We start from the raw sequence: 19,041 nt of genomic DNA, 5'->3' as shown, positions 1-19,041 counted from the left end.
TCCCGTTTGTCAGTGTTCCGGCGGGCACAACGCGACCGGCACTGCGGAGTCCGGCCACCGCTAGGGTAGCCGCCCGGCCGCAAGGCCGCTGGCGGCCCGGCCTCACCCCGAAACCAAGCCCGATTGGTACGCGAAGACGACGAGCTGGGCCCGGTCCCGGGCTGCCAGCTTGCCCATCGCCCGGCTGACGTGGGTCCGGGCGGTCGCCGGGCTGACCACCAACCGGGCGGCGATCTCCTCGTTGTTCAGTCCCTCACCGACCAGGCCGACCACCTGGCGTTCCCGCTCGGTGAGCGTGTCCAGCCGGGGGTGCGGACGGGGTGCCCGCGACGGCCGGGTGGCGAACTCCCGCACCACCCGGCGGGTCACCGACGGCGACAACAGCGCCTCCCCCTCGGCGACCAGCCGGATCGCGCGCAGCAGCTCCGGCGGCCGGGTGTCCTTGGTGAGGAAGCCGCTCGCGCCGTGGCGCAGCGCGTCGAAGACGTACTCGTCCAGCTCGAAGGTGGTGAGCACCACCACCCGCGTACCGGTCAAATCGGGATCGGCGACGATCCGGCGGGTCGCCTCGATCCCGTCGATGCCCGGCATCCGGATGTCCATCAGCACGACGTCCGGCCGCTCCCGGCGGGCCAGCTCGACCGCCCGCAGCCCGTCGGCGGCCTCTCCGGCGAGCGCCAGGTCGTCCTCGCTCTCCACCAGCGCGCGCAGCCCGAGGCGGACCAGGTCCTGGTCGTCGGCGATCAGCACCCGGATCACGGCGACGGCTCCACCGGCAGCCGGGCCCGGACCCGGAACCCGCCGGCCGGGCCCGGTCCGACGGTCAGCTGCCCGCCCAGCGCCGTCACCCGCTCCCGCATCCCGGCCAGTCCGTGCCCGCCGGTCTGGCCGTACCCGCCGCTCCGGCCGGCGGTCACGTCGAGACCGTCGGCCGTGTCGAACCGGCCGGCGGCGCCGACGCCCCTGTCGGTGACCTCGACGGTCAGCTCGTCGGCCCGGTAGCCCACGGTCACCTCGGCCCGTGCCACCCCCGCGTGCCGCAGCACGTTCGTCAGCGCCTCCTGCACCACCCGGTACGCGGCCAGGTCCACCGCCGCCGGCACCTCCCGCGGGTCACCGACCAGGCGCAGGTCGACGACGAGACCGGCACCCGCCAGGCGGTCGCAGAGTGCGGGGAGCCGCGCCAGACCGGGCACCGGTTCACGCTCCGCGCCCCGCCGCACCGCGCCCAACGTGACCCGCAGCTCGTCCAGCGCCTCGCGGCTGGAACGGCTGATCGCGGTCAGCGCGACCTCCGCCTGCTCCGGCCGTTTCGGCAGCAGGTGCAGGGCGATCTCCGCCTGCATGCTGATCGCGGCCAACCCGTGCCCCACCACGTCGTGCACCTCCTGGGCGATGCGCAGCCGTTCCTCGTCGGCCTGCCGCCGGGCCTGTTCGGCACGCTCACGGGCCTCCTCGGCGCGGGTACGGGCGGCCGCCTCCCGGCTGACCCGCACCACCACACCCACCGCGAACGGTACGACCACCCAGGCCGACGCGGGGAGCACTCCGGTCCAGCCCGGCGCGGGGCCGCGCGAGACGAAAACGTGCGCCAGCAACACCACGAACGCGCCACCGGCGGCGAACGCCGCCGGACGTACCGGCAGTCGCACCGCCACGGTGTAGACCGCGACCAGGAAGGCGAGCAGGATCGGACCGTACGGGTAGCCGAGCACCAGGTACGTCGAGGTGGCGACCGTGACGACGACGAGCGTGGCGACCGGGGCGTACCGGCGGCCCGCCAGGGCCAGTGTGGCGACCACGAGCAGGACGCGACAGAGGCCGTCCACCGGTCGGGACCCCGGCTGATTCTGCCCGGCCAGCCCGGTGGCGAGTTGTCCGAACCCGAGCAGCACGAGGGCGAGCACGGCATCCGCCAGCGCGTTGCGCCCCCACCACCCGTTCTCTCGCATGGCCGTCATTCTGCCCGCGCAGACGCCTCCTGACGTGCGCCCACGAGCGGCACCCTCGCTACGTCCCGGGACGTACCCACCACCGTACCCAGCCACGTCATCGCGGGCGTCTGAGGGCCGGAGGCTGGGGGCGGGCACCGCGGTGAGCGTGATGACTCTGCGGCATCTTGATGCCACCGAGTCATCAGGCGTGAAGTAGCCCATGCGACCTGCGAGAGTCCCGAGGCTCCGAACGAACCCACGACAACCGGTCAGGCCCACGACCGCCAGCGCAGGCCCACGACGGCCGGCGCGAGCCCACGACCGCCAGCGCGAGCCCACGACCGCCAGCGCGAGCCCACGACCGCCAGCGCGAGCCCACGACCGCCAGCGCAGGCCCACGACCGCCAGCGCGAGCCCACGACCGCCCACAGCGACTAGCGGGGCGACCGCTGCGAACGCCCGCCGCCGCACGGCGATGGCAGCTGATGAGGCGGCGGCGAGGACCGCAGCCCCAGCCGGGCCCGGGTCGCATCGGCCGGCCGCTGATCAGACGGCGGCGAGGACCGCGGCCTCCAGGCGGGCCCGGGTCGCGTCGTCCGGCCAGCCACCCACCAGGTAGAAGGCGTCGACCACGTCCGCGCCGAGGGTGGAGATCCGCGCGGCCCGGACCAGGGCGCCCGCCTCGTCCAGCGCGCCGGCCACCCGGTAGAGCAGTCCGGCGGCGTCGGCCGCGCGGAGTTCGAGCAGGACGGCGTCGGTGGCAGCCTCGCGGTGCCAGACGACCCGGGGAGCGGCCCCGCTGCCCCGGGCGGCGAGCGCACGGCCGCGCAGCCGTTGGGTGACGGACACGTCGCCGGCGACCGCGCGGCGCAGGTCGGCGCGGAGCGGGACCGGGTCGGCCGGCAGGCCGTAGCGGGGTTGCACCCGGCACTCGACGAGCGCTCGGCCGTCGACCACGGAAGCGTCGGCGGACAGCACCTCCAGTCGGTGCAGGGCGAGGCAGCCGGCCACCGTGGCGAGTAGTCCTCGCCGGTCGGCGGCGGCCACCGCCACCCGGTCACCGGTCAGGTGCACGACCGGCAGTGGCCCGGCCAGCAGCGCCGGGTCCGGGGCCGGGGGCTCGGGCAGCACACCGGTGTCCAGGGCGGTACGGACGCGGGCGACCAGTTCGGCGACGAGCCGGCCTTTCCAGTCCGACCAGGCGGCCGGGCCGGTGGCGGCGGCGTCGGCGCGTACCAGGGCGTGCAACAGGTCGAGCGTGCAGGTGTCGCCCACCGCCTCGGCGACCGACGCGATGGTCACCGGGTCGGTGAGGTCCCGGCGGGTCGCCACGTCGGGCAGGAGCAGGTGCAGCCGGACCAGCGTGCCGATCAGCGCCACCTCCGGGGCGGGCAGCCCGACCCGCGTAGCCACCGTCTCGGCGAGCGGCACCCCGACGGTGCTGTGGTCGCCGGGCAGACCCTTGCCGATGTCGTGCAGCAGGGCACCGAGCAGCAGCAGGTCGGGGCGCTCCACCTCGCGGGCGTGCCGGCTGGCCTCGTGGGCGGCCTGTACGAGGTGCCGGTCGAGGGTGTAGCGGTGCACCGGGTTGTGCTGCGGCAGGCTGCGCAGCCGGGTCCATTCGGGCAGCCAGCCGTCCACCAGCCCGTACCTGTCGCAGGTCTCCCAGGCCGGCACCAGGCCGGGACCGGCGCCCAGCAGCGTGGTGAGCGCGGCCCGGGCCTCGGCCGGCCAGGGCGCGGGCAGCGGGGGGCAGTACGCCGCCAGCCACTCGCAGGTGGCCCGGGCGATGGGCAGTCGGGTGGTGGCCGCCGCGGCGGCCACCCGCAGGGACAGGCTCGGGTCGGGACGCGCGCCGATCGCCGTCCGGGCCAGCACCAGCTCCCCGTCGTGCTCGACCACGTCCCGGGCGACGGGCCGGCGCACCGGAGCGCCGTTCCCGCCGCGGGAGCGGCCCGAGCGCAGCCGGTCGGCGGCGCGGAAGGCGTCGTCGAGGGCGTGGCTGACCGTGCGCGCGTCACCGGCCACCCGCCGCAGCAGGGCGTCGCCGTCCTCGACGACGGCTCCAGGCCGCCGCGCGGCGTCAGACGCGCCCGGCTGGAGTTGTCGTAGGCCGAGCAGTGCGGCGACGCCGTCCCGTTCCTGGGCGACCAGTCGGTCGACCCGGCGGCCGACCTGCTGGTGCAGGGCGTCGCGGGTGTCCAGCAGCCGCAGGTGGGCGGCGCGGACGGCGGGGCGCAGCGCGTCGGTGATGCCGGCGGCGGAGATCGCGCGCAGCAATCCCACGTCGCGCAGTCCGCCGGCGGCCTCCTTGAGGTCGCCTTCGAGGAGGAAGGCCAGCTCGCCGTGGGCCTGCCAGCGGGCGACGGTGACCTCCCGCAGACCCGGGAGCTGACGCACGGCGGTCCGCCGCCAGTGGTCGGCGGCCGTGCGGATCAGGGCGTCGGCGAGCGCCTGGTCGCCGGCCACCAGGCGGGCGTCGAGCAGGCCGAGGGCGACCTTGACGTCGTCCTGGGCCACCGACAGGGCCTCGGAGACGGTCCGCACCGAGTGGTCCAGGCGCAGTCCGGCGTCCCAGATCGGGTACCAGACCTTGGCCGCCAACTCGTCCGTGCCGGGCACTCCGGCGTGCAGCAGCACCAGGTCGAGGTCGCCGTAGGGGGCGCACTGCCGCCGTCCCAACCCCCCGACGGCGATCAGCGCGACACCGTCACGCGCGGGCAGCAACCCGCGCAGGAACGTGTCGTACGCGGCCGCCCGCCCCACCCGGGCGGCCTCCCCGATCCCCCCGGGTACGCCGACAACCTCGTTGATCAAGAGGTTCGCGTCACCGTTGTCGGCGTTTCCTGACGCGTCCTTCTTGATCAACGAGGTCATGTCGGTCGTGGTCCGGATCAGAGGGCGTCGAGGCCGCGCTCGCCGGTACGTACCCGGACGACCTCCTCGACACCGGTGACCCACACCTTGCCGTCGCCGATCTTGCCCGTACGGGCGGCGCCGACGATGGCGTCCACGATCTTCTCCACGTCGATCTCGTCGGTGAGCACCTCGACCCGGATCTTGGGCAGGAACTCGACCGTGTACTCGGCACCCCGGTAGACCTCGGTGTGCCCCTTCTGCCGTCCGTACCCCTGGACCTCGCTGACGGTCAGCCCGGCCACGCCCAGAGCGTGCAGAGCTTCCTTCACGGCGTCCAGCTGGTACGGCTTGATGACCGCGGTCACCAGCTTCATGTCCAACCCCTCCATCTAAGGAACGTTAACCGGCGACCTTGGCGCTGACCGGCTCGGTGGAGTCGGTCTCTTCAGCGGCGGTGCTCGACGCGCCACCGGAGGTGCCGATGCCGGCCATCGCGAACGCGCCGCCCGTGCCGCCACCGGCCGGGGACAGGTCGTAGCTGCTCTCGGCGTGCTCGGCGATGTCGATGCCCTCGACCTCGGCCTCGTTCTTGATGCGGAAGCCCATCGTCTTCTCGATCGCGAAGGCGAGCACCCAGGCGATGCCGAACGACCACGCGGTGACGATCAGACCGGCGAGCGCCTGCCGACCGAGCTGGGTCACGCCGCCGCCGTAGAACAGGCCGTCGGAGGCCCCGACCACGTCGCTGATCGCGGCGTTGACCGAGTTGGTGGCGAAGAGGCCGAGCCAGAGCGAGCCGATCCAGCCACCGACGAAGTGCACGCCGACCACGTCGAGCGAGTCGTCGTAGCCCAGCTTGTACTTGAGGCTGACGGCGAGCGCGCACACCACACCGGCGACGATGCCGAGCAGGACGGACGCCCACGGGGCGATGAAGCCACAGGCCGGGGTGATGGCGACCAGGCCGGCGATGGCACCGGACGAGGCACCGACCATCGTCGGCTTGCGGTCCTTGATCCACTCGACCGCGATCCAGCCGAGCACGGCGGCCGCGGTGGCGAGCTGGGTGTTGATGAAGGCGAGGCCGGCGACACCGTCGACGGTCAGTTCCGAACCGGCGTTGAAGCCGAACCACCCGAACCACAGCAGACCGGCGCCGAGCGCGACGAGCGGGATGTTGTGCGGCTTCATGCCCTCGCGGGGCCAGCCGAGCCGTTTGCCGAGCACGAGGGCCACGGCCAGGGCCGCCGCACCGGCGTTGATGTGCACCGCGGTACCACCGGCGAAGTCCAGCGCGTGGATGTCACCGCCGATGATGCCGCCGCCCCACACCCAGTGGGCGACCGGGAAGTAGACCAGGGTGGCCCAGCCGAACGCGAACAGCAGCCAGCCGGCGATCTTGGCCCGGTCGGCGATGGCGCCGCTGATCAGCGCGACGGTGATCACGGCGAAGACCATCTGGAACGCCATGAACACGTAGAGCGGAATGCCGATGCCGCTGGGGTTCTCCGCCGTGGCACCCCAGAGGTCGGACTCGGCGAGGAAGGTCTTGGTGCCGAGGTACGCGCCCGGGTCTCCCCAGAAACCGTTCACGTCGGCCCCGAAGGCGACGCTGAAGCCGTAGAACCACCACAGAACAGAGATGAGCCCGATCGCCGTGAAGCTCATCATCATCATGTTGAGTACGCCCTTGGCCCGGTTGAGGCCGCCGTAGAACAGCGCCAGTCCAGGGGTCATGAGCAGCACGAGCGCGGTCGAAACCAGCAGCCACGTGGTATTGGCGCCGTCGATCGTCGGTGCTTCAGGCACGCTGGCCTCCTAAAGGTGAAGTCCTCCTTCGCGGCTTTCCGGGGCAGCGTCGCCCGTAGGCCGGTTGCGCGGAAGCTTTGTTGCCGGCTGTTTCACCCAGGGTCCCGTGCGGGTTTCCAATTCGTGACGGGTTGTTTCGTACATGTCACGGAGTCCGCACAGCGCGCGGCATGGACAATGGTGGATCGTTCGGACGGCGTACGTCGATGGCCGACCGGTCAGGCCCATCGACCGGTCCGCTTGACACGCCCGGCCGAGCATCGTCGAATCCGCGCTCAGCGGAGGGCGTTCTCCAGAGCGTGCCGCTCGTAGTCGAGCAGCCGCAGGTCGCGCATCGGCCGCCGCAGGTGCCCCTTGTGCACGATCCGGACGAACGCCGGCTCGCCGGCGGCGGCCATCCGGCGGATGCCCTCGACGTGGTCCACGATCCGCTTGCGGATGGTACGGATCAGCCGGTGCCGGTCCCGTGGGATCAACCCGTACGCGTCGGCGAAGAGTCGCAGCCGGCGCGGCCGGTCCGGGTGCTTCCAGCCCAGCGTGATCGAGTCCCGGTCGGCGAAGATCGGCACCCACGTCCACGCCGCGTACGCCACGTCGTAGATCCGCGCGCCCGGCGAGGCGAGGTCGAAGTCGATCAGCCCGAGGGTGCCGTCCGGACGCCAGATCACGTTGTGCGGGGCGGCGTCGTGGTGGCAGATCACCTCGGTGTCCGGTGGCGGGGGCCCGAACGAGCGCCAGACCGCCCCGGCCGGCGGGGCGAAGCCGTACTGCGCGTCGTGGAACATCCGCAGCATGGTGGCGACGGTGACCAGCGCCTCGTCGGTCACCCAGTGCGGGGCGAGCGGGTACTCCCCGCACTCCCCCTCCAGGTACGACAGGACCTCACGGTTGCGCTCGTCCATCCCGAGCGCCCGGGGGGCGCCGGTGAAGCCGACATACTCCAGGTGCCGGAGCAGGGCGTGCACGGACGGGGTCCACGGCCCGGCGTTGCGACGGACCGTGTCGCCCACCCGGACCACGGTGCTCACGTTGCCGCCGTGCAGCGGGATCTCCTGCGAAGTCACGTACGGTCTCCCGAGGCGCTGCGAGGAATGGCCGGGGTCACGCCAGCCCGCGTACGCGCGATCGTCACTGGTCACCCGAGACTACGCGTCCCGTCCAGTGGGCTCGGTGCCCAGCAGCGCGTCGACGAACTGCGCCGGGTCGAACGGCGCCAGATCGTCCTTGCCCTCACCGAGGCCGACGAGCTTCACCGGGATCCCGAGCTTGCGCTGCACGGCGATCACGATGCCGCCCTTGGCGGTGCCGTCGAGCTTGGTCAGCACCACGCCGGTCACGTTGACCGCCTCGGTGAAGACCCGGGCCTGCTCCAGACCGTTCTGGCCGGTGGTGGCGTCGAGGATGAGCAGCGTCTCGTCGATCGGTCCCTGCTTCTCCACGACCCGTTTGACCTTGCCCAGCTCGTCCATCAGGCCGACCTTGTTCTGCAGGCGACCGGCGGTGTCGATGAGCACCGTGTCCACGCCGGTCTCGATGCCCCGCTTGACGGCGTCGAACGCGACGCTGGCCGGGTCGGCCGCCTCGGGGCCGCGCACGGTCTCCGCGCCGACCCGCTCGCCCCAGGTCTGCAACTGGTCGGCGGCGGCGGCCCGGAAGGTGTCGGCCGCGCCGAGCAGCACGCTACGGCCGTCGGCGACCAGCACCCGGGCGACCTTGCCGCAGGTGGTGGTCTTGCCGGCGCCGTTGACGCCGACCACCAGGACCACCGCCGGCACGCCGTCCTTGGGCGCGGTGCGCAGCGCGCGGTCCATGTCGGGGTCGAGGGCGTTGACCAGCTCGGCCGCGAGCAGCGCGCGCAGCTCACCGGCCGAGCGGGTGCCCAGCACCCGGGTGCGTTCCCGCAGCCGGTCGACGATGTCGCGGGTCGCGTCCACGCCGACGTCGGCGGTGATCAGGCTGTCCTCGATCTCCTCCCAGACGTCCTCGTCGAGGTGGTCGCGGGCGAGCAGGCCGAGCAGGCCCTTGCCGAAGACGTTCTGCGAACGTGACAGCCGGGACCGAAGCCGGACCAACCGCCCGGCGGTCGGCTCGGGCACCTCCACCTGCGGCGCGAGCACCGGCGGCGGCTCGACCAGGACACCGGTGGACAGATCGGACTCCGGTGCCTCGACCGGCGGACCGGCGAGATCCTCTTCGGCCCGGGTGTCGACCTCGGTGCGCGGAAGCGGAGGCTCGGGCCGCCGCCGCAGACGGGGCACGACCAGCCCGACTGTGCCGGCGATCAGCACACCGAGCAGGACCAGAGCGAGGACGAGATATTCGGCCATGCCGGAATCCTGTCAGATGCCGGCGACGGCGTCCCAGCCACCGCACCCGGCCGGTCCCCGGAAACCGGCGGTAGGCTCGCGTCATGCCCGCCGCACACCTCCTGATCGGCCCACTGCTGCGGCGAGTGGTCGACACCCGGGCGACGATCTGGGTGGAGACCGCCGCGCCCGCCGTGGTCACCGTCCGCACGGCGGGCGGCGCCACCGGCACCGCACCCACCTTCTCGGCGTACGACCACCACTACGCCCTCGTCGTGGTGGAGGGCCTCACCCCGGACAGCACCACCACGTACGAGGTCCTGGTCGACGACGAGCTGGTCTGGCCGGTGGAGAGCAGCGGCTTCCCGCCCAGCGTCATCCGGACCAGGGCGGCCGACGACCTGGACCAACCGGTCAACCTGATCTTCGGTTCGTGCCGGGAGACCACCCAGCACGCCACCACCCGCAAGCTCCCGCCGGATGCCCTGGACGCGTACGCCCGGCGGTTGATGGCCGACCCGGAGTCGAACCCGCTGCCCGACCTGTTGGTGCTCCTGGGTGACCAGGTGTACGCCGACGTCACCTCACCGACCGTGCGTCGGCTGCTGCGCCGTCGCCGGCGGCGGCCCAAGGGCGCTCCGGCCGACCAGGTGGTGAGCTTCGACGAGTACACCAAGCTCTACCTGGAGTCGTGGCGCGACCCGGAGATCCGCTGGCTGCTCTCCACCGTGCCCAGCGTGATGATCTTCGACGATCACGAGATCATCGACGACTGGAACACCTCGGCGTCGTGGCGGGCCGAGATGCGCGAGCAGCCGTGGTGGGCCGAACGGATCGGCAGCGGGCTGGCCTCGTACTGGGTCTACCAGCACCTGGGCAACCTCGCGCCGGACGAGATCGCCGCCGACCCGGTCTTCGCGAAGGTCGTCGCCGCCGAGGACGCCACCGGTGTGCTGCGCGAGTTCGGGCACCGGGTCGACCAGGAGGCCGACCTGGCGCACGACACCGAACGCTGGCGGGCCGTGCAGTACCAGTGGAGCTACGCGCTCGACCTGGGGCGTACCCGGCTGGTCATGCTCGACAACCGGTGCAGCCGGGTGCTCGAGCCGGGCCACCGGGCGATGCTGCCGCCGGGTGAGTGGTCGTGGTTCCTCGACCAGGCGCACGGCGTCTACGACCACCTGGTGGTGGGCGCCTCGCTGCCCTGGCTGCTGCCCCAGGGCATCCACCACATCGAGGCGTGGAACGAGAAGCTTGCCGACTCGCGCCGGCCGTGGGTGGCCCGGACGGCCGAGAAGCTGCGCCGGGCGCTCGATCTGGAGCACTGGGCGGCGTTCCGGCGGTCCTTCGAAGCCCTCGGTGAGACGTTCGCCCGGATCGGCACCGGCACCCCGAGGGCGTCCGGCGCGCGCATCGGGGCCGGCCCGGCGTACGCCCCACCGGCGTCGATCAGCGTGCTCTCCGGGGACGTGCACCACTCGTACGTGGCCCGGGCGCGGTTCGCCGACCCCGCGGTGGTCACGCCCGTGCACCAGCTCACCTGCTCGCCGATCCACAACCAGGTGCCGGCCGGTATCCGACCGCTGATGAAGATGGGCTGGTCGTCGGGGCCGGCGGGCGCGACGCGGGCCCTGGCCCGCTCGGCGGGTGTCCGGCGGCCGGGGGTGCGCTGGCGCAAGCTGGCCGGCCCCTACTTCGGCAACGCCGTCGCCACCCTGACCCATCAGGGCCGGCGGGCCGACGTGGTCATCGAGGGCACCACCAGCGACGGGCACCTACGTCCCGTGATGAGCCGCCGCCTCTCCGGCGACGGGTGACCGGGCGCCGCCGTACTCTCTAGGCCGTGAGCGAGCATCAGCCGGAGCCGATCCGGGCCGTCGAGCACGAGCTGACCGCGCTGCTGCGCCGGGGGCGCGCGGTCTCCTGGGAGATCGCCCGGGAGGTGCACCCGACCCTCGAACCGAACACGTACGGTCTGCTGCTCTGGTTGCGGCGCAGCGGGTCGATCCGGCTGACCGAGCTGGCGGCGCGGCTCGGCGTGGGCAAGGGGACGCTCAGCCGGCAGATCAACGGGTTGGAGGCGCTCGGCCTGGTACGCCGGGAGCCCGACCCGAGCGACCGGCGGGCGGCGCAGATCAGCCTCACCGAGGAGGGTCAGCATCGGTTCGACGTGGCCCGGTCCGCCCGGTTGGGCGAATTCCTGCGCACGCTCGACGACTGGCCGGCCCGGGACGTGCAGGAGTTCGCCCGCCTCCTCGGCCGGTTCAACGATTCCTGGAGATGACCCCGCGAGGTGGGGAATGTGGCCACCGCCCACCCAGTTGTTGCTTGAGGCAACCAAAACGTACGGGCTGGAGGCACCACACGATGAGCCAGGCGACAGCGTCCCGAGCGCCAGCCGTCGACATGACCCACCGGCAGATCCTGGAGGCCCTCTCCGGCCTGCTGCTGGGCATGTTCGTCGCGATCCTCTCCTCCACGGTCGTCTCGAACGCGCTGCCGCGGATCATCACCGAACTGCACGGTGGCCAGTCCGCGTACACCTGGGTGGTCACCTCGGCGCTGCTCGCGACCACCGCGACCACCCCGATTTGGGGCAAACTAGCCGATTTGACCAGCAAGAAGACACTGGTCCAGCTCGCCCTGGGGATCTACGTTCTGGGCTCGGTGCTGGCCGGCCTCGCCCAGGGCACCGGCGAGCTGATCGCGTGCCGGGTGCTCCAGGGCGTCGGCGCCGGCGGTCTCACCGCCCTGGCCCAGGTGATCATGGCCACGATGATCGCGCCGCGCGAGCGGGGTCGCTACAGCGGCTACCTCGGCGCCGTGATGGCCGTCGGCACGATCGGCGGACCGCTGATCGGCGGCGTGATCGTGGACACCTCCTGGCTCGGCTGGCGCTGGTGCTTCTACGTCGGCGTGCCGTTCGCCATCGCCGCGCTGGTCGTCCTCCAGAAGACCCTGCACCTGCCGGTGGTCAAGCGCCGGGCGCAGATCGACTGGTGGGGCGCCACCCTCATCACGGCGGCGGTCTCGGTGCTGCTGATCTGGGTCTCCCTCGCCGGTGACCAGTTCGGCTGGGCGTCCTGGCAGACCGTCGCCATGGTCTTCGGCGCCCTGCTCCTCGGCGCGCTCGCCGTCCGGGTGGAGACCCGGGCCGCCGAGCCGATGATCCCGCCGCGGCTGTTCCGCAACCGCACGATCACCCTCGCCGTCGTCGCCAGCGTCGCGGTGGGCGTGGGCCTGTTCGGCGCGTCGATCTTCCTGGGCCAGTACTTCCAGATCAGCCGAGGTGAGTCGCCGACGATGGCCGGCCTGATGACCCTGCCGATGATCCTCGGCCTGCTGGTCGCCTCGACCGTGGGTGGGCGGATCATCACCAGGACCGGCCGCTGGAAGCGGTTCCTGGTGGCCGGCTCGGCGCTGCTCACCGTCGGTTTCGCGCTGCTGGGCACGCTCCGCGCGGACACCAGCTACACCCTGCTCAGCGGCTACATGCTGCTGATCGGCGTCGGCCTGGGCCTGACCATGCAGAACCTCGTCCTGGCCGTGCAGAACACCGTCGGCCCGCACGAGCTCGGCGCGGCCAGCTCGGTGGTGGCGTTCTTCCGCAGCCTGGGCGGCGCGATCGGCGTCTCCGCCCTCGGTGCGGTCCTCGCCCACAAGGTCAAGGACTACACCGCCGACGGACTGGCCCAGCTCGGCATCCCCGCGTCCCGCTCCGGCAGCGGCGGCACCCTGCCCGACGTGCACACCCTGCCCGGCCCGCTGCGGACCGTGGTGGAGGCCGCGTACGGCCACGGCGCCGGTGACATCTTCCTGGCCGCCGCCCCGTTCGCGCTGATCGCGCTGATCGCGGTGGTCTTCATCCGGGAGGTGCCGCTGCGGCAGCACAACGCCGGCCCGGTTTCCGGCACGGGCGAGCGGGAATCGAATCCTGTGGTGAGCGTCGGTGCGACCCCCGCCGACGGGCAGAGGTGAGGTAGAGCCATGAGCGTGGGAGCACCGGACCGCGAGGAGTACGGCCCCCGGGTCAGCTCGCTGCCCTTCGAGCGCGGCACCGACGGCCCACGGGTGATCATGGTGGGCGTCGACGGCACACGGACCTCCGGGCGGGCCGGCTCCTACGCCGCCGGGCTGGCCCGCCGGCAGGGCGCCGCCCTGGTGGTGGTCTTCGTCAGCTCGGCGAGCGGCCTCACCTCGCTGGTGCCCGGGATGGACGCCGGCGCGGTCCAGCGCACCCACGACGAGCTGGCCGACGAGCTGCGCCGGGAGTGCCGGCGCGGCGCCGAGCAGTTGGGCATCCCGGTGACGCTGCTGTGCCGGCGCGGCGACGCGTTCACCGAACTGTGCGGGGCGGCCGACGAGTTCCGGGCGGACATGGTGGTGGTGGGCGCGTCCGAGCAGGCCGGCCACCGGCTGGTCGGCTCGGTCGCCACCCGGCTGGTCCGCAAGGGGCACTGGCCCGTCGTGGTGGTGCCCTGAATAACCCGTCGCGGACGGTCACCCGTCCCGGGCAGGATGCGCGCCATGACATGGACCGCACCGGAGATCACCCGGACCCCCGAACCGTACGTCGGCGACGAGCGCACGATGCTCGACGGCTGGCTCGACTACCACCGGCAGACGCTGCTGCTCAAGTGCGCCGGCCTCACCGAGGAGCAGTTGCGCACCCCGAGCGTCGAGCCGTCCGGGCTGACCCTGCTCGGCCTGGTCCGGCACCTCGCCGAGGTGGAGGCGTGGTGGTTCCGGGAGAACTTCGCCGGCGAACGGGTCGACTACCCGTACTTCACGCCCGACAACCCGGACGCCGACCACGACGTGAGCGCGGCCGACGCCGAGAAGGACTTCGCCACCTTCCACCGTGAGGTGACGCTGGCCCGCGCGGCCGCCGCCGGGCACTCGCTCGACGAGACGTTCACCGAGGTCGGCCCGAAGAAGCGCACCTTCAACCTGCGCTGGGTGTACGTGCACATGATCGAGGAGTACGCCCGGCACAACGGCCACGCCGACCTGATCCGGGAACGCATCGACGGCGTCACCGGCGAGTGAGCGCCGCTCAGTAGTCCAGGGCCGCGCGCAGGTAGCGCAGGTCGGCGTGGCCGCCCCAGCGGTGCGCCGACAGCCCGGCGGACCGGGCCCCCCGTACCGCCCAGTCCTCGTCGTCGACGAAGAGCACCCGGGCGGGTGGGGTAGCCAGCGCCTCGCAGGCGGCCTGGAAGTACTCCGGTGCCGGCTTGTGCACGCCGAGCGTGGACGAGTTGACCACCACGTCGAACTCGCCGACCAGGCCGAGCGCCGTGAGGTCGGCGTCGAGCAGGTCGGTGGCGTTGGTGCCCAGGCCGACGGGGATGCCGGCGGCGCGTACCTCCCGGACGAAGTCGAGCACCTCGGTGTCCACCTCGCCCCGGTAGCGCTGCCACTGCTCGACGGCCGCGCGGGCCCGCTCCGGGCCACCGGCCGGGCCTTCCAGCGCGTCGGCCACGCTGCTCACCCAGTCGGCGTGGCTGACCTGACCGGTGAGCACCGGCTGGAGCCGCCCCCACTGCATGGCGATCTCGGTGAGCACCCCCTCGGAGAGGCCGTACTCACGCTCGACGTCGGCGGCCACCGCCGGGTCCCACCGGCGCAGTACGCCGTCGAAGTCCAGCAGGAGCGCCTTCGCGCGTTCCCGAGCCACTACCCGTTCTCCTCGCCGCGGCCGGGCCGCTGGTCGTCCTCGTCGGCCCGGTTGAGCCGTTGACTGATCACCTGGGTGACCCCGCTGCGCATGGTCACCCCGTAGAGCGCGTCGGCGATCTCCATCGTCCGCTTCTGGTGCGTGATGACGATCAGCTGACTCTTCTCCCGCAACTGTGCCAGCAGGGTGATGAGCCGGCCCAGGTTCACGTCGTCCAGAGCCGCCTCCACCTCGTCCATGATGTAGAACGGGCTGGGCCGGGCGCGGAAGATCGCCACCAGCATGGCCACGGCGGTCAGCGACCGCTCGCCGCCGGAGAGCAGCGACAGTCGCTTGATCTTCTTGCCCGGGGGGCGGGCCTCCACCTCGACGCCGGTGGTGAGCAGGTCCTCGGGGTCGGTGAGGATGAGCCGGCCCTCACCGCCGGGGAAGAGCACCGTGAACACCTGCTGGAACTCGCGCGCGGTGTCCTCGAAGGCGCTGGCGAAGACCTCCAGGATCCGCTCGTCCACGTCCTTGACGACGGTGAGCAGGTCCCGACGGGTGGCCTTGAGGTCCTCCAACTGCTCGGAGAGGAACTTGAACCGCTCCTCCAGCGCCGCGAACTCCTCCAGCGCGAGCGGGTTGACCTTGCCGAGCAGCGCGAGTTCGCGTTCCGCCTTGGCGGCCCGCTTCTCCTGCACCGGCCGCTCGTAGCGGACCGGCTCGGGCACCGGCAGCCCATCGCGTTCGGCGGCGGCGACGTCGACCTGGGTCGGCGGGACGAGCTGGGTCGGGCCGTACTCCGCGACGAGCGTCTCCACGTCCAGCCCGAAGTCCTCGGCGGCCTTCGCCTCCAACTGCTCGATACGCAGCCGCTGTTCCGCGCGGGCCACCTCGTCCCGGTGCACCTGGCTGGTCAGCCGCTCCAGCTCGGCGCCGAGCCGCTTGGCTGCTCCGCGTACCTCCTGAAGCTCCGCCTCGCGGGCGGCGCGTTCGCGCGCCACGGCGTCGCGGTGCTGCTCGGCCGTCGCGATCGACGTGGTGAGCCGGGTGAGCGCCGCGCGGGCCCCGCCCGCGACGGCCCGGGCGATGCCCGCGCCCCGGGCGCGCGCGGCCCGCCGGGCGGCGACGCGTTCCCGGGCGGCCCGCTCGGCGGTGGCCTGCCGGGCGAGGGAGTCGGCCCGGCCGGCGATCGAGGAGACGCGCTCCTCGGCGGTACGCACCGCGAGCCGGACCTCCATCTCGTTCTGCCGGGCCTGCGGCACCATGGCGGCGAGCTGGTCCCGCTCCTCGGTGGAGGGCTCGGCGTCGACCGGGGTCTCCTCGGCCAGCCGCAGCCGCTCCTCCAGCTCGTCGAGCGTGGCGAGGTCCCGTTGCCGGGCGGCCTCGGCACGGGCCCGGGACTCGCCGAGCCGGTCGGTCTCCGCCTTGGCGGAACGGGCGGCCGCGCCCAGCTCGGCGAGCCGGCGGGCGGCGGCGTTGCGGTGGCTCTCCGCCTCGCGCTTCTCGGCGGCGGCGTGCTGCACGGCCTCCTTCGCGGCGGTCACCTCGGCGCGTGCCTCGACGAGCTGGTCACGCAGCTCCGCGCCGGTCCGCTCGGCGGTCAGGCGGTTGGTGCGGGCCTCCTCGACGGCCGCCTGCACCTCGATGTAGCTGGGGGCCTTGGCCGACCCGCCGGCCGCCGCGTACGCCCCCACCACGTCGCCGTCCGGGGTGACGGCCCGCAGCTCGGGGTTGCCGGCGACCAGCTCGGCCGCCGCGGCGAGATCGTCGACGAGCGCCACGTCACGCAGCGCCCGGTGCACGGCGGGGCGCAGCTCCGTGCCGCACTCCACCAGGTCGGGGGCCCAGCGGGCGCCGTCCGGCAGCTTCGGACGCAGCGCGTCGGCCGATCCGGTCATGCCCGGCCCGGCGGGGCTGCCGACCAGCAGACCGGCCCGACCGGCGTCGGAGATCTTCAGCAGCCGCATCGCCTCGACGGCCTCGTCCACCCCGCTGACGGCGACCGCGTCGGCGAGACCGCCGAGCGCGGCGGCCAGCGCGGCCTCGTGGCCGGGCGCGACGGTGAGCAGCCCGGCGAGGCTGCCGAGCAGGCCGGGGACGTCTCCGGCGCGGGCGAGCAGCGCACCGGCCCCGTCCTTGCGCCGCAGCCCCAGCGCCAGGGCCTCCTCGCGGGCCTTCCAGGTGGCGGCGTCCTTCTCCGCGGCCCGCTCGGCGTCGGCAAGCGCCCGGACGGCCGCCTGCGCCCGCTCCTGTACGGCGAGCGCGTCGGCGTGTCGGGCGTCCAGGTCGGCGTTGTCCCGGTCCGCCTCGGTGGACTGGGCGGCGACCGCGTCGAGGTCGGCCTGCGCCTGCTCGGCGCGACCCAGCGCGTCGGCGTGCGCGACGGCGAGGCGTTCGATCTCCTCACCGGCGCTGGTGGTCCGGGCACGGGCCGAGTTGACCTGGCCGGTGAGGCGGGCCAGGCCCTCGCGCCGGTCGGCGATGGCCTTGGCGGCGGCGACCAGCTCGCGTTCGGCGGCGGCGAGCTGCCGTTCCAGCTCCTGGCGGTGCTCGACCGCCTCGGCCAGTCGGATCTGGTCGTCGGTGAGCGCCGCGCGCAGCTCCTCCTCCTGCTCGCGGACGCGCTCGGCCTCGGCTTCCAACTGGTCGGGGTCACGGCCGGGCCGCTCGTCGTCGCCGCTGGCGCTGAGGTGCCGCAGCCGTTCGGTGGCGAGCTGTTCGATCGAGCGGAAGCGCTCCTGCAACGCGGAGAGCTTGTACCAGGTGTCCTGCGCGGCGGCGAGCAGCGGCGCGTCCTCGGCAAGGGCGGCCTCCAACTCGCCGAGCCGGCCCTGCACCTCGGCGTGCTCCCCCTCGATCTGCTCGCGCCGCTCCCGCAGCGCGGTCTCGTCGGCGATCTCCCGGTCCAGCGTGGTGCGCAGGGTGGCCAGGTCGTCGGCGAGCAGGCGCAGCCGGGCGTCGCGCAGGTTGGCCTGGATGGCGGCCGCCCGGCGGGCCACCTCGGCCTGTCGGCCGAGCGGCTTGAGCTGGCGGCGCAGCTCAGCGGTGAGATCGGTGAGCCGGTTCAGGTTGGTCTGCATTGCGTCGAGCTTGCGCAGCGCCTTTTCCTTGCGCTTGCGGTGCTTGAGGACGCCGGCCGCCTCCTCGATGAACGAGCGGCGGTCCTCCGGCTTGGCGTGCAGCATGCCGTCCAGGCGGCCCTGCCCGACGATGATGTGCATCTCCCGGCCGATGCCGGAGTCGGAGAGCAGCTCCTGGATGTCGAGCAGTCGGCAGGAGTTGCCGTTGATCTCGTACTCGCTCTCGCCGGAGCGGAACATCCGGCGGGTGATGGAGACCTCGGTGTACTCGATCGGCAGCGCGCCGTCGGTGTTGTCGATGGTGAGGGTGACCTCGGCGCGGCCCAGCGGCGCGCGGCCGGCGGTGCCGGCGAAGATGACGTCCTCCATCTTGCCGCCGCGCAGCGCCTTGGCACCCTGTTCGCCGAGCACCCAGGCGATGGCGTCGACGACGTTGGACTTGCCGGAGCCGTTCGGGCCCACCACACAGGTGATCCCGGGCTCCAGCTTCAACGTCGTGGCGGAGGCGAAGGACTTGAAGCCCTTCACCGTCAGGCTCTTGAGATACACCTTCTCGATCCTCGTCCGGTGGCCGCCGTACCGTCGCCGGCTGCGGGGACCTGGGTGAACCCGCAGACTAACCCGGTGACGGCACCCGCCCGGCACGCGACCCGCCCCGGGCCGACCGCCGGCCCGCGCTCCCGGTCACGCGGGAGCGGCCCTGCTCTCGGCGCGGCGGCGAAGAAAAGACCAAAACCGCTCACGATCGGAACGCGCTTGCGGACGTTCTGTCGAAACTGCGGGAGCGCTTGTCGCGGGGCCAGCAACAAGATCATAAATCGTCGGCCGCGAAAGGGGCCGGACAGCGTTGCGCGCCGGCACAGGGGTGTCGGCGCGCATTTTTGCGGTGGTGCTGCGATTCAGTTTTCCGACCCCGAAGATCAGGTCAGCGCCGGCTCGGCGAGACGGAGCAGGTCGTCCGCTTCCGCCGCAGCCGCCGCGAGCCGATCATTGTCGGCACGCAGACGCGTGATCTCGAACTCCAGTGCCTGAACCCTGGCACGCAGTCGGGTGACCTCGTCGAGCAGACGCCGGTCGGGCGCTGCACCTACGTGGCCGTAGAGGGCCTTCGCCATGCTGACTCCTTGATATGCGCTGCCGGAAAGGCCGGCCAAGCGCGCGCCCATTAAGTACGCGGCTGTCATTCCAGTTGTATCTGGGCATGACCGGGCGCGACTGGCGACACCTATATATTGAGCCGCAAACCCCTCCTTCGTCAAGTTCTCGCAGGCCGTAGATCATCTCCACGTCGACCTGTCCACTTGTCGGGGGGCTGCCGCAAGGCACGGACACGCTCTGTCCGGACCCCTTTACTGTACGCCCGTATTCCCGGAAGTCACCGCCTTGGTGTC

15 protein-coding genes are annotated in these 19,041 nt (G+C 72.8%); 5 read left to right on the top strand and 10 right to left on the bottom strand.

Annotation, left to right across the window (positions count from 1 at the left end; translation table 11 throughout):
* Positions 1–102: 102 nt before the first annotated feature.
* The 7 genes from ACN263_RS05650 to ftsY form a co-directional block, all read right to left on the bottom strand.
* Positions 103–759 (bottom strand): response regulator transcription factor, encoded by a 657-nt coding sequence (locus tag ACN263_RS05650; RefSeq protein WP_422738767.1) that lies wholly within the window; start codon positions 757–759, stop codon positions 103–105.
* Entirely contained in the window at positions 756–1,952 is a 1,197-nt protein-coding gene (locus tag ACN263_RS05645; protein WP_422738766.1) for a sensor histidine kinase, read from the bottom strand. Before ACN263_RS05645 ends, ACN263_RS05650 begins: the two co-directional genes overlap by 4 nt.
* A gap of 528 nt (positions 1,953–2,480) precedes the next feature.
* Positions 2,481–4,811, bottom strand: coding sequence for a [protein-PII] uridylyltransferase (locus ACN263_RS05640; protein WP_422738765.1), 2,331 nt, complete (start codon positions 4,809–4,811; stop codon positions 2,481–2,483).
* Positions 4,812–4,828: 17 nt separating this feature from the next.
* Positions 4,829–5,167 (bottom strand): P-II family nitrogen regulator, encoded by a 339-nt coding sequence (locus ACN263_RS05635; RefSeq protein ID WP_007456507.1) that lies wholly within the window; start codon positions 5,165–5,167, stop codon positions 4,829–4,831.
* 25 nt (positions 5,168–5,192) lie between these two features.
* A complete protein-coding gene (locus ACN263_RS05630; protein ID WP_422738764.1) occupies positions 5,193–6,602 on the bottom strand; it encodes an ammonium transporter in 1,410 nt (469 codons plus the stop codon).
* Between the two features lie 275 nt (positions 6,603–6,877).
* The gene (locus ACN263_RS05625) at positions 6,878–7,741 is read right to left on the bottom strand and encodes an aminoglycoside phosphotransferase family protein (RefSeq protein WP_355051563.1); all 864 of its coding nucleotides are present in this window, start codon (positions 7,739–7,741) and stop codon (positions 6,878–6,880) included.
* A 6-nt stretch (positions 7,742–7,747) separates the two neighbouring features.
* Positions 7,748–8,929: a signal recognition particle-docking protein FtsY gene (ftsY, locus tag ACN263_RS05620; protein ID WP_422738763.1), complete on the bottom strand. Its 1,182-nt coding sequence runs from the start codon at positions 8,927–8,929 to the stop codon at positions 7,748–7,750.
* 83 nt (positions 8,930–9,012) lie between these two features.
* Here ftsY and ACN263_RS05615 point away from each other — a divergent pair, with 83 nt between their 5' ends.
* The 5 genes from ACN263_RS05615 (at position 9,013) to ACN263_RS05595 (ending at position 13,957) form a co-directional block, all read left to right on the top strand.
* Positions 9,013–10,725, top strand: a complete 1,713-nt coding sequence (locus tag ACN263_RS05615; protein WP_422738762.1) for an alkaline phosphatase D family protein — start codon at positions 9,013–9,015, stop codon at positions 10,723–10,725.
* Between the two features lie 26 nt (positions 10,726–10,751).
* A complete protein-coding gene (locus ACN263_RS05610) occupies positions 10,752–11,192 on the top strand; it encodes a MarR family winged helix-turn-helix transcriptional regulator (RefSeq protein WP_422738761.1) in 441 nt (146 codons plus the stop codon).
* A gap of 83 nt (positions 11,193–11,275) precedes the next feature.
* Positions 11,276–12,886, top strand: coding sequence for an MDR family MFS transporter (locus ACN263_RS05605; RefSeq protein WP_422738760.1), 1,611 nt, complete (start codon positions 11,276–11,278; stop codon positions 12,884–12,886).
* Between the two features lie 9 nt (positions 12,887–12,895).
* Entirely contained in the window at positions 12,896–13,390 is a 495-nt protein-coding gene (locus ACN263_RS05600; RefSeq protein WP_422738759.1) for a universal stress protein, read from the top strand.
* A 45-nt stretch (positions 13,391–13,435) separates the two neighbouring features.
* Positions 13,436–13,957, top strand: a complete 522-nt coding sequence (locus tag ACN263_RS05595; RefSeq protein ID WP_422738758.1) for a DinB family protein — start codon at positions 13,436–13,438, stop codon at positions 13,955–13,957.
* A gap of 7 nt (positions 13,958–13,964) precedes the next feature.
* Here ACN263_RS05595 and ACN263_RS05590 read toward each other — a convergent pair whose 3' ends face one another.
* The 3 genes from ACN263_RS05590 to ACN263_RS05580 form a co-directional block, all read right to left on the bottom strand.
* Positions 13,965–14,585 (bottom strand): HAD family hydrolase, encoded by a 621-nt coding sequence (locus tag ACN263_RS05590; RefSeq protein WP_422738757.1) that lies wholly within the window; start codon positions 14,583–14,585, stop codon positions 13,965–13,967.
* Positions 14,585–18,199: a chromosome segregation protein SMC gene (smc, locus tag ACN263_RS05585; RefSeq protein ID WP_422738756.1), complete on the bottom strand. Its 3,615-nt coding sequence runs from the start codon at positions 18,197–18,199 to the stop codon at positions 14,585–14,587. Before smc ends, ACN263_RS05590 begins: the two co-directional genes overlap by 1 nt.
* Positions 18,200–18,570: 371 nt before the next feature.
* Positions 18,571–18,765, bottom strand: coding sequence for a hypothetical protein (locus ACN263_RS05580; protein WP_007456482.1), 195 nt, complete (start codon positions 18,763–18,765; stop codon positions 18,571–18,573).
* Positions 18,766–19,041 lie beyond the last annotated feature (276 nt).

It is taken from the genome of Micromonospora sp. WMMD729 (assembly GCF_049315225.1).
Classification (GTDB): domain Bacteria; phylum Actinomycetota; class Actinomycetes; order Mycobacteriales; family Micromonosporaceae; genus Micromonospora.
This window is presented reverse-complemented; position numbering and strand designations above follow the sequence as displayed.

What these genes read in the sequence shown, in the direction of transcription:
- ftsY (WP_422738763.1), bottom strand. Translation starts at nt 8,929, where the DNA reads ATGGCCGAATATCTCGTCCTCGCTCTGGTCCTGCTCGGTGTGCTGATC.
- ACN263_RS05605 (WP_422738760.1), top strand. Translation starts at nt 11,276, where the DNA reads ATGAGCCAGGCGACAGCGTCCCGAGCGCCAGCCGTCGACATGACCCAC.
- ACN263_RS05580 (WP_007456482.1), bottom strand. Translation starts at nt 18,765, where the DNA reads ATGGCGAAGGCCCTCTACGGCCACGTAGGTGCAGCGCCCGACCGGCGT.
- ACN263_RS05600 (WP_422738759.1), top strand. Translation starts at nt 12,896, where the DNA reads ATGAGCGTGGGAGCACCGGACCGCGAGGAGTACGGCCCCCGGGTCAGC.
- ACN263_RS05635 (WP_007456507.1), bottom strand. Translation starts at nt 5,167, where the DNA reads ATGAAGCTGGTGACCGCGGTCATCAAGCCGTACCAGCTGGACGCCGTG.
- ACN263_RS05645 (WP_422738766.1), bottom strand. Translation starts at nt 1,952, where the DNA reads ATGCGAGAGAACGGGTGGTGGGGGCGCAACGCGCTGGCGGATGCCGTG.
- ACN263_RS05615 (WP_422738762.1), top strand. Translation starts at nt 9,013, where the DNA reads ATGCCCGCCGCACACCTCCTGATCGGCCCACTGCTGCGGCGAGTGGTC.
- ACN263_RS05640 (WP_422738765.1), bottom strand. Translation starts at nt 4,811, where the DNA reads ATGACCTCGTTGATCAAGAAGGACGCGTCAGGAAACGCCGACAACGGT.
- ACN263_RS05595 (WP_422738758.1), top strand. Translation starts at nt 13,436, where the DNA reads ATGACATGGACCGCACCGGAGATCACCCGGACCCCCGAACCGTACGTC.